The organism is Pseudomonas sp. R43(2017) (assembly GCF_002112345.1).
GTDB classification, from domain to species: domain Bacteria; phylum Pseudomonadota; class Gammaproteobacteria; order Pseudomonadales; family Pseudomonadaceae; genus Aquipseudomonas; species Aquipseudomonas kribbensis.
In genome coordinates this window covers 332,887-348,200 of record NZ_NEHJ01000007.1, presented here as the reverse complement: position 1 = coordinate 348,200, position 15,314 = coordinate 332,887, and the positions used below count along the sequence as shown (strand labels likewise).

The following is a 15,314-nucleotide window of genomic DNA, read 5'->3' as shown; positions in this document are numbered from 1 at the left end:
TCCCACAGTGTCTGTGTTGATGCTTAGTGTTTGGCGGCCGCCAGGATCAGCGCCTTCATCTCCGAAACCGCCGACTTGAAGCCGACGAACAACGCATGCGCCACCAGCGCGTGACCGATGTTCAGTTCGTTGATGCCCTTGATCGCCGCCACAGCTTCAACGTTGTGATAGTGCAGACCGTGACCGGCATTGACGATCAGGCCCTGGGCCAGACCAAACGCCACGCCGTCCGCCACACGTTTCAACTCTTCGGCCACTTCTGTCGGTGTTTCAGCATCGGCATAGCGCCCGGTGTGCAGCTCGATAGCTGGAGCGCCGACTCGTTTCGAAGCAGCGATCTGCCGCTCGTCAGCGTCGATGAACAGCGACACTTCGCTGCCGATCTTCGACAGACGCTCCACCGCCGCCTTGATGCGTTCTTCCTGCCCCGCCACGTCCAGACCGCCCTCGGTGGTCAACTCCTGACGGGTTTCCGGTACCAGGCAGATGTGCGCCGGACGGATGCGCTCGGCGAACGCCATCATCTCTTCGGTGACGCCCATTTCGAAGTTCATGCGGGTTTGCAGCACATCCTTGAGCAGCAGCACGTCGCGCTCCTGAATGTGGCGACGGTCCTCGCGCAGGTGCACGGTGATGCCGTCGGCACCCGCCTCTTCCGCGTCCAGCGCAGCCTTGACCGGATCCGGATAGCGTGTGCCCCGAGCCTGACGCAGGGTGGCGACGTGGTCGATGTTCACGCCAAGAAGAATGCGATTGCTGGTGGTCACGGATGCGCTCCTGAAGGGAAAGATTCGGCGCACAGCATACGGTGAGATCAGGGCTTGCGAAACAGCTCGCGACTGACAAGCGGACGACCGCCCAGATGCACGGCCAATGCCTGACGCATCAAACGCTTGGCGGCAGACAGAGCGCCCGGGGCAGACCAGTCGGCTTCGGCCATGGCCAGTAGCTCGGTGCCGTTGAACAGACCGGGTTGCAGCAGATAGACCCGCTCGAGTCCGGCGTCCACCTGCAAGCGATAGAGGCCGTCCGCTGCGATAGGCTCGTCATTGATGTCGGTGTTCAGGGAGAAGCCATAGCCGAGGTCGTCGAGCAGGCGCCATTCGAAAGAGCGCAGCAGAGGTTCCAGTGGCCGGCCTTCGGCGAGGGCCAGCAACGTGGCGGCGTAATGATCGAACACCGCCGGATGCGGATCTTCGGCTGGCAGCAGGCGGATCAGCAACTCGTTGAGATAGAGACCGCTGAACAGTGCCTCCCCGACCATCCACGTCGCGTTACCGACGCTTTCCATGCGACCGACATTCTTCAACTCACCCTTGCCGCGAAACTCCACTTCCAACGGCACGAATGGTCGCGCCAGTGTTCCTGCCTTGCCCCGCGCGCTGCGCAACACCGCCCGCAACCGACCTTGCGGCGTGAGGAAATCCACCAAGGCGCTGGTTTCGCGGTAGGCACGGGAGTGAAGGACGTAGGCGGGTTGGGCGGGAGGTGGGCTTTGCGACATTGAATTCTCGATGACGAAATGCAGTTTTACACACAACCCAAAACTACTGTGGGAGCGGGCTTGCTCGCGAAAGCGGTGAATCAGTCAAAGTATATGTCGACTGATACTGCGCATTCGCGGGCAAGCCCGCTCCCACAGGGGGTTCTTTGATATCGCAAAAAACCGGTGTTACAGGTCGCCGTAACCCAGCGAACGCAGCGCACGCTCATCGTCGGACCAGCCGCCTTTCACCTTGACCCACAGGTTGAGCATGATCTTGGAGTCGAACAGCAGTTCCATGTCCTTGCGCGCCTCGGTGCCGATGCGCTTGATGCGCTCGCCCTTGTCGCCAATGATGATTTTCTTCTGGCCGTCACGCTCGACGAGGATCAACGCATGGATGTGCAGTGTTGCACCCTGCTGCTTGAACTCTTCGATTTCCACGGTGATCTGGTACGGCAGCTCGGCGCCGAGCTGGCGCATGATCTTCTCGCGCACAAGTTCGGCGGCGAGGAAGCGGCTACTGCGGTCGGTGATCTGGTCTTCCGGGAAGAAGTGATCGTTCTCCGGCAGGTGATCGGCGATCACTTTTTCCAGCGCGTCGAGGTTGTGCCCCTGCTGCGCCGAAATCGGAATGATCTGCGCGTTCGGCAGCTGTTCCTGCAACCAGGACAGATGCGGCATCAGCTCGGCCTTGTCCTCGATACGGTCAGTCTTGTTCAGCGCGACGATCAGCGGGCCGGTCACGTACTGCACGCGCTCCAGGACCATCTGGTCTTCTTCGGTCCACTTGGTGCGGTCCACTACGAAGATCACCACGTCAACGTCTTTCAACGCCGCCGAAGCGGTCTTGTTCATGTAGCGGTTCAGGGCCTTTTCACCGCCCTTGTGCATGCCGGGAGTGTCGACGTAGATCGCCTGCACGTCGCCTTCGGTCTTGATCCCGAGCATGTTGTGGCGAGTGGTCTGCGGCTTACGCGAGGTGATCGCGAGCTTCTGGCCGAGGATGTGGTTCAGCAGCGTGGACTTGCCCACGTTCGGACGGCCGACGATGGCAACGTAGCCACAGCGAGTTGCGTTTGTATCAGTCATTGCCATTCTCCACACCCAGGGCAATCAGTGCTGCGGCGGCCGCTACCTGTTCGGCAATACGACGGCTCACACCCTGACCCCGGCTTTTTTCATTCAATAGGACAACTTCGCACTCGACGAAGAAGGTACGGCAGTGCGGCTCGCCCTGGATATCCACGACTTCGTAGCGTGGCAGCTCGCAACCGCGCGACTGCAGGAATTCCTGCAGGCGGGTCTTCGGATCCTTGTTGGTGTCGACCAGCGTCAAGCCTTCGAACTCGCCGGCCAGCCAGGCCAGGACGCGCTCGCGGGCGACTTCCATGCCGGCATCGAGGTAGATCGCGCCGATCAGCGCTTCCAGGGCATCGGCCAGAATCGACTCGCGACGGAAACCGCCGCTTTTCAGCTCACCGGAACCCAGGCGCAGGTATTCGCCCAGATCGAAACCACGGGCCAGCACCGCCAGGGTCTCGCCTTTCACCAGACGTGCGCGCAAACGCGACAACTGACCTTCGCGGGCCAGCGGGAAGCGCTCGAACAGGGCTTCACCGGCGACGAAGTTGAGGATCGCATCGCCGAGGAATTCCAGACGCTCGTTGTTGCGTCCGGCAAAACTGCGGTGCGTAAGGGCCAGGACCATCAGTTCCTGGTCCTTGAAGGTGTAACCGAGCTGACGCTCGAGACGGCTGAGAGAAACGCTCACGGTTTGACCACGCTGAGTTCGTGGCTGGATTCCACCGCCATCGCCGGGATACGGCGCAGGCCTGGGACAATTAACGCTGTGTTCAAAAATGACGTCCTGAATATCGTGGCTTCATGCCCCGGAGCCGGTTGTGCCGACGCCAGAAATGCATTCGGCGCTGTGGTCAACAGCGCCGTGATTGTTTACTTGATCAGGCCGACCCGCGAGAAATTCGGCAGGTGGCTGAGTTTCGGTTCCGGCCAGCTCATCCAGACCGCGAAGGCCTTGCCGACGATGTTCTGGTCGGGAACCATGCCCAGCAGATCCTTGGGAATGTTCGGGTCATCCCAGTAGCGACTGTCGTTCGAGTTGTCGCGGTTGTCGCCCATCATGAAGTAGTGCCCGGCCGGCACGGTCCAGGTATGGTCCGGCGTGGCGCGGTAGCGGCTCATTTCCTTGCGGATCAGGTGCTCGGCGGCACCGAGTTTTTCCTTGTAGAGTTCCGCACTGCCGAGGGTGCCCGGCTCGGAGCCGACCAGTTGCTCGGCAATCGACTCGCCATTGACGAACAGACGCTTGTCGGCGGTGTAACGCACCGTGTCGCCCGGCAGACCAACCACACGCTTGATGTAGTTGACGTTCGGGTCGCTCGGATAACGGAACACCATCACGTCGCCGCGTTGCGGATCACCGACTTCGATGACTTTCTTGTCGATCACCGGCAAGCGGATCCCGTAAGAAAACTTGTTCACCAGAATGAAGTCGCCGACGTCCAGAGTCGGTTTCATCGAGCCGGACGGAATCTGGAACGGTTCCACCAGGAACGAACGCAGCACCAGCACGATGAACAGCACCGGGAAGAACGACTTGCCGTATTCGACCAGCAGCGGTTCCTTGTTCAGCTTCTCCACCACCAGCACATCAGGCTGGCTGACGCTGCCCTGATAGGAAGCGATGGCGGCGCGCCGACGCGGTGCCAGGATCAACAGATCGAGCAACGCCAACAGGCCGCAGACGAACACGGCGATAACCAGCAACAGCGGGAAATTTAGTGACATAGGACCTGACTATTCCAACCTGAGCACAGCAAGGAAGGCTTCTTGTGGAATTTCCACGTTGCCGACCTGCTTCATGCGTTTCTTACCGGCCTTTTGCTTCTCGAGCAGTTTCTTCTTACGACTGACGTCACCGCCGTAGCATTTGGCCAATACGTTCTTTCTGAGCGCCTTGACGGTTGTCCGGGCGACGATCTGACCGCCAATGGCAGCCTGGATGGCCACGTCGAACATCTGACGAGGAATCAGTTCTTTCATCTTCTCGGTCAACTGGCGACCTTTGAAGTGCGAATTGTCACGGTGCACGATCAACGCCAGGGCATCGACCTTGTCGCCGTTGATCAGCACGTCCAGTTTCACCAGATTAGCCGATTGGTAACGATCGAAATGGTAGTCCAGCGAAGCATAGCCGCGGCTGGTGGATTTCAGACGGTCGAAGAAGTCGAGGACCACTTCGTTCATCGGCAGGTCGTAGGTCACCTGGACCTGATTGCCGAGGAACAGCATGTCGACCTGGACACCACGTTTTTCGATGCACAGGGTGATGACGTTGCCCAGATGCTCCTGCGGAACCAGGATGTTGGCCCGCACGATCGGCTCGCGCATGTCTTCGATGGACGACACGTCTGGCAGCTTCGACGGGTTGTCGACGTAAATCGTTTCACCGGTTTTCAGCACCAGTTCGAAGATTACCGTCGGCGCCGTGGTGATCAGGTCCAGGTCGTATTCGCGCTCCAGGCGCTCCTGGATGATCTCCATGTGCAGCATGCCGAGGAAGCCGCAACGGAAGCCGAAGCCCAGGGCGTCGGAGCTTTCCGGGGTGTATTGCAGCGACGAGTCGTTCAGGGTCAGTTTCTGCAGCGCTTCGCGGAAGTCCTCGAAGTCGTCGGAGCTGACCGGGAACAGACCGGCGTAAACCTGTGGCTGGATGCGCTTGAAGCCTGGCAGCACTTCAACGTCCGGGGTGGAGCTCAGGGTCAGGGTGTCACCGACCGGCGCACCGTGAATGTCCTTGATGCTGGCGATGATGAAGCCCACTTCGCCGGCCTTCAGGTCAGCGGTAGCGGTGTGTTTCGGGTTGAACACGCCGACGCTGTCGACCAGGTGCACCTTGCCGGTGGACTTCACCAGGATCTTGTCGCCCTTCTTCACGCGGCCGTGACGCACGCGCACCAGGGAAACAACGCCCAAGTAGTTGTCGAACCAGGAGTCGATGATCAACGCTTGCAGCGGATCTTCGATGTTGCCGGTCGGCGCAGGAATGGTGGCGACCAGACGCTCGAGCACTTCGTCGACACCCAGGCCGGTCTTGGCGCTGCAGGTGACGGCGTCGGTGGCGTCGATGCCGATGATCTTCTCGATCTCGTCCTTGACGCGGTCAGGCTCGGCCTGCGGCAGGTCGATCTTGTTCAGTACCGGCATGACCTCAAGGCCCTGCTCGATCGCGGTGTAGCAGTTGGCCACGGACTGGGCTTCTACGCCCTGACCCGCGTCGACCACCAGCAAGGCACCTTCACACGCGGCCAGGGAACGGCTGACTTCGTAGGTGAAGTCGACGTGGCCCGGGGTGTCAATGAAGTTCAGCTGATAGGTAACGCCGTCTTTGGCCTTGTAATAGAGGGTAACGCTGTGGGCCTTGATGGTGATCCCGCGTTCGCGCTCCAGCTCCATGGAATCCAGTACCTGGGCTTCCATTTCACGCTCGGCCAGGCCACCGCACATCTGGATGAATCGGTCAGCCAGCGTCGACTTGCCATGGTCAATGTGGGCGATGATGGAGAAATTGCGGATATGACTCAAATCACTCACGGATCAACACTCAAAAAGGCTGCAGGCTTGGCCCGCCGAAAAATAGCCGGGAATTGTACCTGATACACGGCGCAAGCGTCACGTTCGCCTGTCACCCGGATTGCATGCAAAAACGCCCCGATCTGGCGACCGGGGCGTTTTTCAAGGTTGAAGCCAGGGTGAAACCTTGTTCATCAACCGGCTCGACGCAGCAACCAGACACCCGCCAGCGCACAGACGCCGGCCGGCACCAGCACCGCAAACAGCGGCGAGAAGCCGAACACCAGGCTGGATGGACCCAGCAGATCCTGGACGATCCGGAAGGTGAACCCCACCAGCACACCGGTGAACACTCGCTGACCCAGGGTCACCGAACGCAGCGGGCCGAAAATGAAGGAGATCGCCATCAGCACCAGCGCAGCGGTCACTAGCGGCTGCAACACCTTGACCCAAAAAGCCAGCCAGTAACGACCATTGCTCAGCCCCTGATCCGCCAGGTAATGGATATACCCCCACAGACCGCTGATCGACAGCGCTTCCGGCGCCATGACCACGGTATTCAACAGTTCCGGACTGATGGAAACATCCCAGTCTTCAGTCGGTTTGTTGACGACTTCGGTGCTGCGCTCGTGGAACAGCGTGGTGGTGATATCGGTGAGCTGCCAGCGTTTGCCATCGAATTCGGCGCGCTTGGCGAAGCTCGAACTCTGCAGGTGGCGCTCTTTGTCGAAGTGATAACGGGTCACGCCATACAGCAGGCCATCGGGTTGAACGGCGTTGATATGGATGAACTCGTCACCCTGACGGTGCCACATGCCGTGCTTGGCGCTCTGTGCGTCACCGCTGCCCTGAGCCAGCGAACGATTGGCCTGAGCCATGCTCTCGGTAGCCGGGGCAACGTATTCACCGATCAGCACGCCGGCCAGCATCAGCACCAGCATCGGCTTCATCACCGCCCAGACGATACGCCCGATGGACACACCGGCGGCGCGCATGACAGTCAGCTCACTGCTGCTTGCCAGACTGCCGAGGCCGATCAGGCAACCGATCAGCGCCGCCATCGGCAGCATGTCGTAGAGCCGGCGCGGTGCGGTCAGCAGTACAAAGCTCAGCACATCGACCAGCGTGTAGGTTTCGCTGACGTCGCCCATTTCGTCGATGAAGGCAAACAGGGTGGCCAGGCCAAGAATGATCGCCAGCACCGCGATGATCGCGATGAATACACTGCTGCCGATGTAGCGGTCGAGTTTAACCACGGGCCACCTCCAGCGCAGCGCTGCGACGACTGGCCAGCTTCAGGCGCAGCGGCTCCCAGTACAGCAGGCCGATACCGATGGCCAGGAAGATCCCGTGCACCCACCACAGACCCAGGCTCGCCGGGATCTTGCCTTTTTCGAGGGCGCCGCGGGCGGCAATCAGGATGGTCAGGTAAGCCATATAAAGAAGAATCGCCGGCAGCAACTTGAGGAAGCGCCCCTGGCGCGGATTGACCCGCGACAGCGGAACCGCCATCAGGGTCACGATAAATACCAGCAGCGGCAGCGACAGGCGCCATTGCAGTTCGGTTTTCGCACGGATGTCGTCGCTGGCCATCAGGGTCGAAGTCGGCATCGCGTCACGATCGGTGACTTCCTCGCTGACATCAGGCTTTGGCAGCAGCACGCCATAGGTTTCGTAATGGATGGCACGGTAGTTGGCCAGTCCCGGGCTGCCGTCGTAGCGGTAGCCGTTGTGCAGGATCAGGTAACGGTTGCCGTCGGGACGGACTTCCTGCCGGCCTTTTTCGGCCACCAGCACGGAAATCCCGCGATCCGCCTGGTTGGCGCCGAGGTTTTTCTGCGAGATGAACACGCTGCCCAGATTGACCCGGTCATCGCTCAGGGTTTCGGTGTAGGTCACCCGGGTGCCGTCGCGCAACGCCTGGAAACGGCCCGGCTCGAGGGTGTCGAACTCGGTCAGGGCGTCCTGCTTGTTCAGCAGCAGCTGGAACTGGTTGGCGCCTTGCGGGGCAAGGCTCAGGCTGAGCCATGCCACCACCAGTGCCACCAGCGTGGCCGGGAACAGCGTCATGCGGAACAGGCGCTGCTGGCTCATGCCAGTGGCCGACAGCACGGTCATTTCGCTTTCCAGATACAACCGGCCGTACGCCAGCAGGATCCCGAGAAACAGGCCCAGCGGCAGGATCAACTGCATGAAGCCCGGCAGACGATAGCCCATGATCAGGAACAGCGATCCCGGATCGAGCTGGCCCGCAGCGGCCTGGGCAAGGTATTTGATGAAGCGACCGCTCATGATGATGACCAGCAGCACGGCGCTTACCGCACTCAGGGTCAACAGGACTTCGCGGGACAGATAACGGAAGACGATCAAACCAGACACTCCAGGGTTGTCAGGCTAAGGCGGCCAAACAAGCAAACGTATCGACAGGCCCGCAAGGCAGAGCCGTCGAAAAAAGATGCGGCATTATCCTGTGATTGAGGGCGCCTGTCACTGCGCACACTCACGCAAGCGTGCAATCCGTTGAAGATCGTACAACCGAGGGTTGTCAGGCGCGGTGAGCGAGGTTCAAACTGCCGCCTCTGTCGCAGGCACTGGCCTGCGCCTCTTCTCTCTATAAGCAGGCGACGGCGGACACCGTCGAACGCCTGCATGTTGACCATTCATTCAGGGATCCGGACATGGAACTGGTTGTAAAAAGCGTTAGCCCAGAAACGTTGAAAACCGCCACCCTGGTGGTTGCCGTCGGCGAAGGCCGCAAACTCGGGGTCGCAGCCAAGCAGGTCGACGAACTGAGCGGCGGCGCCATCAGCGCCGTGCTCAAGCGTGGCGACCTGGCCGGCAAGGTCGGTCAGAGCCTGTTGCTGCACAGCCTGCCAAACCTGAAAGCCGAACGCGTGCTGCTGGTCGGCGTGGGCAAGGATGAAGAACTGGGCGACCGCCCGTTCCGCAAGATCGTTGCCGGTATCCTCAACACCTTCAAGGGCCTGGGCGGCAGCGATGCCGTTCTGGCGCTGGATGAAATCATCGTCAAGGGCCGCGACAGCTACGGCAAGACCCGCCTGCTGGCCGAGACCCTGGTCGACGGCGAATACACCTTCGACCAGTTCAAGAGCCAGAAAGCCGAACCGCGCGCCCTGAAGAAAATCACCCTGCTGACCATCAAGGCTGCACAAGCCGAAGTGCAACGCGCCGTGAACCACGCCACGGCAATCGCCAACGGCATGGCCTTCACCCGCAACCTGGGCAACCTGCCGCCGAACATCTGCCACCCGACTTTCCTCGGCGAGCAAGCCAAAGACCTGGGCAAAGAGTTCAAGGATCTGAAAGTCGAAGTCCTCGACGAGAAGAAGATCAAATCCCTGGGCATGGGTTCGTTCTACGCCGTCGGCCAGGGCAGCGCCCAGCCGCCGCGCCTGATCGTCATGCAATACAACGGCGGCAAGAAATCCGAGAAGCCATACGCGCTAGTCGGTAAAGGCATCACCTTCGACACCGGCGGCATCAGCCTGAAGCCAGGCGCCGGCATGGACGAGATGAAGTACGACATGGGCGGCGCCGCCAGCGTGTTCGGCACCCTGCGTGCCGTGCTGGAACTGAAACTGCCGATCAACCTGGTGTGCATCCTGGCCTGCGCCGAGAACATGCCGAGCGGCACCGCTTCGCGCCCGGGCGACATCGTGACCACCATGAGCGGCCAGACCGTGGAAATCCTCAACACCGACGCCGAAGGCCGTCTGGTGCTGTGCGACGCCCTGACCTACTCCGAGCGCTTCAAGCCGCAGGCAGTGATCGACATCGCCACCCTGACCGGTGCCTGCGTCGTAGCCCTGGGTGCCCACACCTCGGGCCTGCTGGGCAACAACGACGAACTGATCGAGCAACTGCTGAGCGCGGGCAAGGCCGCCGACGACCGCGCCTGGCAACTGCCGCTGTTCGATGAGTATCAAGAGCAACTGGACAGCCCGTTCGCCGACATCGCCAACATCGGCGGGCCGAAGGCCGGCACCATCACGGCTGCATGCTTCCTGTCGCGTTTCACCAAGAACCTGAACTGGGCGCACCTCGACATCGCGGGCACCGCGTGGACCAGCGGCGGCAAGGACAAGGGCGCCACCGGCCGTCCGGTTCCACTGCTGACCCAGTACCTGCTGGATCGCGCCAAGGCCTGAAACCGATGACGGCAAGCGCCGCACCTTTCGAGGGGCGGCGCTTGCTGCTCAGGAACCGCAATGACCAAAGTCGACTTCTACATCCTGCCCAGCGCTGACCCTTCGACGCGTCTGGATTTTGCCTGCAAGCTCACCGAGAAAGCCTGGCGTATGGGCCACCGTATCTACCTGCATTGCAGCGATGCCGCCCAGCGTGACGATCTCGATGCGCGGCTGTGGGCGTTCAAGGGCGAAACCTTCGTGCCCCACGGCCCCGCCGAAAGCGAACCGGAAGGTTTGATCGTGCTCGGCTTGGGGGACGACTGCGGCCAGCATCAGGATTTGCTCGTCAACCTGGACCTGAAAGTCCCGGCCTTCGCCAGCAAGTTCGCCCGGGTGGCGGAAGTGGTGGTGGAAGATCCGGTGATCCGCGCAGCTGCGCGGGAGAGTTTCCGTTTCTACCGGGAACAGGGCTATCCTCTGCAAGACCACCGTTTACAGCGACTCTGAGTACGCCGATGGACACTCCAAAACCGCTGCAAAAACCCGCGCACCTGCTGGATGACCTAGAATCGATCCGCCAGTTGCTCGGCGATGACAACCTGCAACCGCCGCTTTTGACCGACACGGTCGATGATGGCGAACAGGAACAGATTCCGATGCTGTTCGACTCGGTCGCCACCGAGCCACCGGCCGTCGAACCGCCGCCAGCCCCCGTCGCGAAACCCGCCACCGCGCCCGCCGCACCTGTGGATAAGGGCCCCGACGCGCTGCTGCACCTGGACAGCGAACTGCGCGCCGCCGCGCAATTGATCATGCAAGACGTGATCGACGACTTCGCCCCGCACATTGAAAATGAAATCAAACGTCGCCTCGAGGCACGGATGGAACGGCTTCTCGGCCAGTACGAATAATTCCCCGATCTCCTGTGGGAGCTGGCGAGCCAGCTCCCACATTTAGTTCTCCACCCGGCCTCCCCCGCTCGCCCTGCGCCCCATGCCCCGCTATACTTCCCGGCTTTTCCTGAATAAATGCCAATAGGGTCCCGCCGCGCATGGATAAGACCTACCAGCCGCACGCCATTGAAACTTCCTGGTACAACACCTGGGAGTCCGAGAACTACTTCGCCCCGCAAGGCGCGGGCGACTCCTACACCATCATGATCCCGCCGCCGAACGTCACCGGCAGCCTGCACATGGGTCACGGTTTCAACAACGCGATCATGGACGCCCTGATCCGTTTCCGCCGCATGCAGGGTCGCAACACCCTGTGGCAGCCGGGCACCGACCACGCCGGTATCGCCACGCAGATGCTGGTGGAGCGTCAACTCGAAGCCCAGGGCCAGAATCGCCACGATCTGGGCCGGGAAAAATTCCTCGAGAAAGTCTGGGAATGGAAGGATCAGTCCGGTGGCAACATCAGCCGTCAGATCCGCCGCCTCGGCTCCTCCGTGGACTGGAGCCGCGAACGCTTCACCATGGACGACGGCCTCTCGGAAGCCGTTAAGGAAGCGTTCGTGCGCCTGCACGAAGACGGCCTGATCTATCGCGGCAAGCGTCTGGTCAACTGGGACACCAAGCTGCACACGGCGATTTCCGACCTCGAAGTGGAAAACCACGACGAGAAAGGTTTCCTGTGGAACCTGAAGTACCCGCTGGCCGACGGCGCGAAAACCGCTGAAGGCAACGATTTCCTGATCGTCGCGACCACCCGTCCGGAAACCATGCTCGGCGACTCCGCCGTCGCGGTGAACCCGAACGACGAGCGCTACAAAGCCCTGATCGGCAAATTTGTCGAGCTGCCGCTGGTCGGCCGCCGCATCCCGATCATCGCCGACGATTACTGCGACCCTGAATTTGGCACCGGCTGCGTGAAAATCACCCCGGCCCACGACTTCAACGACTACGAAGTCGGCAAGCGCCACAACCTGCCGCTGCTGAACATCTTCGACAAGAACGCCAACGTGCTGCCTGCGGCTCAGGTGTTCAACCTCGACGGCACGCTGAACGACAGCATCGACGGCAAGATCCCGGCTGAATACGCCGGTCTCGAGCGTTTTGAAGCGCGCAAGCAGATCGTGGCCGCGTTCGACGCCGCCGGCCTGCTGGTCAGCGTCGACGACCACAACCTGAAAGTGCCGAAAGGCGACCGCTCCGGCACCGTCATCGAGCCGTGGCTGACCGACCAGTGGTACGTGTCCACCAAGCCGCTGGCCGAACCTGCGATTGCTGCCGTTGAAGACGGCCGCATCCAGTTCGTGCCGAAGCAGTACGAAAACATGTACTTCTCGTGGATGCGCGACATCCAGGACTGGTGCATCAGCCGTCAGCTGTGGTGGGGCCACCGGATCCCGGCCTGGTACGACGAGTCGGGCAAGGTTTACGTCGGTCGCGACGAAGCCGAAGTGCGCGCCAAGCACAACCTGGGCGCCGACGTTGCGCTGCAACAGGACAACGACGTGCTCGACACCTGGTTCAGTTCGGGCCTGTGGACCTTCTCCACCCTGGGCTGGCCGGAAAAGACCGAGTTCCTGAAGAAATTCCACTCCACCGACGTGCTGGTTACCGGTTTCGACATCATTTTCTTCTGGGTTGCCCGGATGATCATGCTGACCATGCACCTGATCAAGAACGAGGACGGCACGCCGCAGGTTCCGTTCAAGACCGTTTACGTGCACGGCCTGGTGCGTGATGGCCAGGGCCAGAAGATGTCCAAGTCCAAGGGCAACGTCCTGGACCCGCTGGACATCATCGACGGTATCGAGCTCGAAACCCTGGTGCAGAAACGCACTTCCGGTCTGATGCAGCCAAAACTGGCGAAGAAGATCGAGAAGCAGACCCGAGAAGAGTTCGCCGACGGCATCGCCAGCTACGGCACCGACGCCCTGCGCTTCACCTTCTGCTCGCTGGCGTCCACCGGTCGCGACATCAAGTTCGACATGGGCCGCGTCGAAGGCTATCGCAACTTCTGCAACAAGATCTGGAACGCTGCGCGCTACGTTCTGGACAAGGGCGAAGACTGCGGCCAGAACGGCGAAGCCTACGAGCTGTCGCTGGCGGATCGCTGGATCATCTCGCAGCTGCAACGCACCGAAGCCGAAGTGACCCGTCAACTGGATCAGTTCCGTTTCGACCTGGCGGCACAAGCGCTGTACGAGTTCATCTGGAACCAGTACTGCGACTGGTACCTGGAACTGTCCAAGCCTGTGCTGTGGGACGAAAACGCGCCGGTCGAGCGTCAGCGCGGCACCCGTCGCACGCTGGTTCGCGTACTGGAAGTGGCGCTGCGACTGGCGCATCCGTTCATGCCGTTCATCACTGAAGAAATCTGGCAGCGCATTGCGCCGCTGGCCGGCATTCAGGGCAAGACGATCATGCTGCAAGCGTGGCCGGTGGCCAACGAAGAGCGCATCGATCCGGCGGCCGAAGACGACATCGAATGGCTCAAGGGCCTGATGCTCGGCACGCGCAACATCCGTGGCGAAATGAACATCGGCCCGGGCAAGCCGCTGCCGATCTACCTGAAAAACGTCACCGCTGAAGACCAGCGTCGCCTGACCGAAAACGAAGCGCTGCTGAAGAAGCTGGCGCGTCTGGAATCGATCACCGTACTGGCGGCCGGCGAAGAAGCGCCGCTGTCCGCCACCGCGCTGGTTGGCGAGATGGAAGTGCTGGTGCCGATGGCCGGCCTGATCGACAAGAACGCCGAACTGGCGCGTCTGGACAAGGAAATCCTGCGTCTGCAGGGCGAAGTCCAGCGGGTCGGTGGCAAGCTGTCCAACGCCGGTTTCGTTGACAAGGCTCCGGCCGAAGTCATCGAGAAGGAACGCGCCAAACTGGCCGAAGCCGAACAGGCTCTGGCCAAGCTGGCCGAGCAGCACGCGCGGATTGCCAGCCTGTAACGGCAAATCGCACTGAAAAAGGGAGGCCCGCAACGGCCTCCCTTTTTTGTGCCCGGCACTTTTCCGGCCAACAACGCGGCTCCCTGTGGGACAATAGCCGCCACTTTCAGCCCTACCCGAATCGACCACGCCCATGAACGCCCCACGTACACCGAAACCTGCGCGCAAGAAGCCTGACTCCGCCACCCCGGCCAAGCCCGTGGAGCCGCGTAAAGAAGCCAGCCTGCACCCGCGCAATCGCCATCAGGGTCGTTACGACTTCCCGGCGTTGATCAAGACCACGCCGGAACTGGCGAAATTCGTGATCACCAACCCGTACGGCAAGGAAAGCATCGACTTCGCCAGTCCCGATGCGGTGCGTGTGTTCAACCGGGCATTGCTCAAGTCGTTCTACGGCATCCAGCATTGGGACATCCCGGCCGATTACCTCTGCCCGCCGGTGCCGGGGCGTGCCGACTACATCCACTTCCTGGCTGACCTGCTGGCGAGCAACAACGACGGCGTGGTTCCGCGCGGTGCCATCGTCAATGTGCTGGATATCGGCATGGGTGCCAACTGCGTGTACCCGTTGATTGGTAACAGCGAATACCGCTGGCACTTCCTGGGCTCGGAAATCGATCCGACGGCCGTGGCCGCCGCCAGGGCCATTGTCCAGTCCAACGATTTGAGCAAAGTCATCAAGCTGCGCCAGCAGGAGAACCGCAAGCACATCCTGATCGACCTGCTGGAGCCCGGTGAGCGCTTTGACCTGACCATGTGCAACCCACCCTTCCACGCCTCGATGGAAGAGGCCACCAAAGGCAGCGAGCGCAAATGGCGAGCCTTGGGAAAGGCCGATCCGAAGCGCAAATTGCCAGTGCTGAACTTCGGCGGTCAGTCCGCCGAGCTGTGGTGTGAAGGTGGCGAAGCGCGTTTCGTGACGCAACTGATCGCCGAAAGCGCGACCCTTGCGCACAAGGTGTTGTGGTTCAGCACCCTGGTCTCGAAAGCCTCGAACCTGCCCGCCATCGAGACAGCGCTGAAGAAGGCCGGCGCGCTGGAAAGCCAGGTAGTGGAGATGTCCCAGGGGCAGAAGCAGAGCCGCTTTGTCGCCTGGACCTTCCAGACCAAGTCCGAGCAGCAGATCTGGCGACGTGAGCGCTGGGTTCGCAAGTAATACGTTTCAACCGGGGCGGCGCTTGATTGC

At 61.2% G+C, this 15,314-nt stretch carries 13 protein-coding genes; 5 read left to right on the top strand and 8 right to left on the bottom strand.

The window, feature by feature from the left end; translation table 11 throughout:
- Nucleotides 1-23: 23 nt before the first annotated feature.
- The 8 genes from pdxJ to lptF form a co-directional block, all read right to left on the bottom strand.
- Nucleotides 24-767: a pyridoxine 5'-phosphate synthase gene (pdxJ, locus tag CAG02_RS21260; RefSeq protein ID WP_038357694.1), complete on the bottom strand. Its 744-nt coding sequence runs from the start codon at nucleotides 765-767 to the stop codon at nucleotides 24-26.
- 47 nt (nucleotides 768-814) lie between these two features.
- Entirely contained in the window at nucleotides 815-1,504 is a 690-nt protein-coding gene (recO, locus tag CAG02_RS21255) for a DNA repair protein RecO (protein ID WP_039769514.1), read from the bottom strand.
- Between the two features lie 168 nt (nucleotides 1,505-1,672).
- Nucleotides 1,673-2,575: a GTPase Era gene (gene era, locus CAG02_RS21250; protein WP_011332590.1), complete on the bottom strand. Its 903-nt coding sequence runs from the start codon at nucleotides 2,573-2,575 to the stop codon at nucleotides 1,673-1,675.
- A complete protein-coding gene (gene rnc, locus CAG02_RS21245) occupies nucleotides 2,568-3,257 on the bottom strand; it encodes a ribonuclease III (protein WP_085711665.1) in 690 nt (229 codons plus the stop codon). The genes era and rnc overlap by 8 nt, the downstream gene beginning before the upstream one ends.
- A gap of 182 nt (nucleotides 3,258-3,439) precedes the next feature.
- Nucleotides 3,440-4,294: a signal peptidase I gene (gene lepB / locus CAG02_RS21240; protein ID WP_065261873.1), complete on the bottom strand. Its 855-nt coding sequence runs from the start codon at nucleotides 4,292-4,294 to the stop codon at nucleotides 3,440-3,442.
- Nucleotides 4,295-4,303: 9 nt separating this feature from the next.
- Nucleotides 4,304-6,100, bottom strand: a complete 1,797-nt coding sequence (lepA, locus tag CAG02_RS21235; RefSeq protein WP_085711666.1) for a translation elongation factor 4 — start codon at nucleotides 6,098-6,100, stop codon at nucleotides 4,304-4,306.
- Nucleotides 6,101-6,273: 173 nt separating this feature from the next.
- A complete protein-coding gene (gene lptG, locus CAG02_RS21230; RefSeq protein WP_085711667.1) occupies nucleotides 6,274-7,335 on the bottom strand; it encodes an LPS export ABC transporter permease LptG in 1,062 nt (353 codons plus the stop codon).
- Nucleotides 7,328-8,449, bottom strand: a complete 1,122-nt coding sequence (lptF, locus tag CAG02_RS21225; RefSeq protein WP_085711668.1) for an LPS export ABC transporter permease LptF — start codon at nucleotides 8,447-8,449, stop codon at nucleotides 7,328-7,330. Before lptF ends, lptG begins: the two co-directional genes overlap by 8 nt.
- Nucleotides 8,450-8,757: 308 nt before the next feature.
- Between lptF and CAG02_RS21220 the strand changes: the two genes are divergently transcribed.
- The 5 genes from CAG02_RS21220 (at nucleotide 8,758) to rlmF (ending at nucleotide 15,284) form a co-directional block, all read left to right on the top strand.
- The gene (locus tag CAG02_RS21220) at nucleotides 8,758-10,248 is read left to right on the top strand and encodes a leucyl aminopeptidase (protein ID WP_085711669.1); all 1,491 of its coding nucleotides are present in this window, start codon (nucleotides 8,758-8,760) and stop codon (nucleotides 10,246-10,248) included.
- 60 nt (nucleotides 10,249-10,308) lie between these two features.
- Nucleotides 10,309-10,737, top strand: coding sequence for a DNA polymerase III subunit chi (locus tag CAG02_RS21215; protein ID WP_085711670.1), 429 nt, complete (start codon nucleotides 10,309-10,311; stop codon nucleotides 10,735-10,737).
- An 8-nt stretch (nucleotides 10,738-10,745) separates the two neighbouring features.
- On the top strand, nucleotides 10,746-11,141 hold the full coding sequence (locus tag CAG02_RS21210) for a DNA polymerase III subunit chi (protein WP_085711671.1): 396 nt from the start codon (nucleotides 10,746-10,748) through the stop codon (nucleotides 11,139-11,141).
- A gap of 140 nt (nucleotides 11,142-11,281) precedes the next feature.
- Nucleotides 11,282-14,128, top strand: coding sequence for a valine--tRNA ligase (locus CAG02_RS21205; RefSeq protein ID WP_085711672.1), 2,847 nt, complete (start codon nucleotides 11,282-11,284; stop codon nucleotides 14,126-14,128).
- A gap of 133 nt (nucleotides 14,129-14,261) precedes the next feature.
- Nucleotides 14,262-15,284 (top strand): 23S rRNA (adenine(1618)-N(6))-methyltransferase RlmF, encoded by a 1,023-nt coding sequence (gene rlmF, locus CAG02_RS21200; protein WP_085711673.1) that lies wholly within the window; start codon nucleotides 14,262-14,264, stop codon nucleotides 15,282-15,284.
- Nucleotides 15,285-15,314 lie beyond the last annotated feature (30 nt).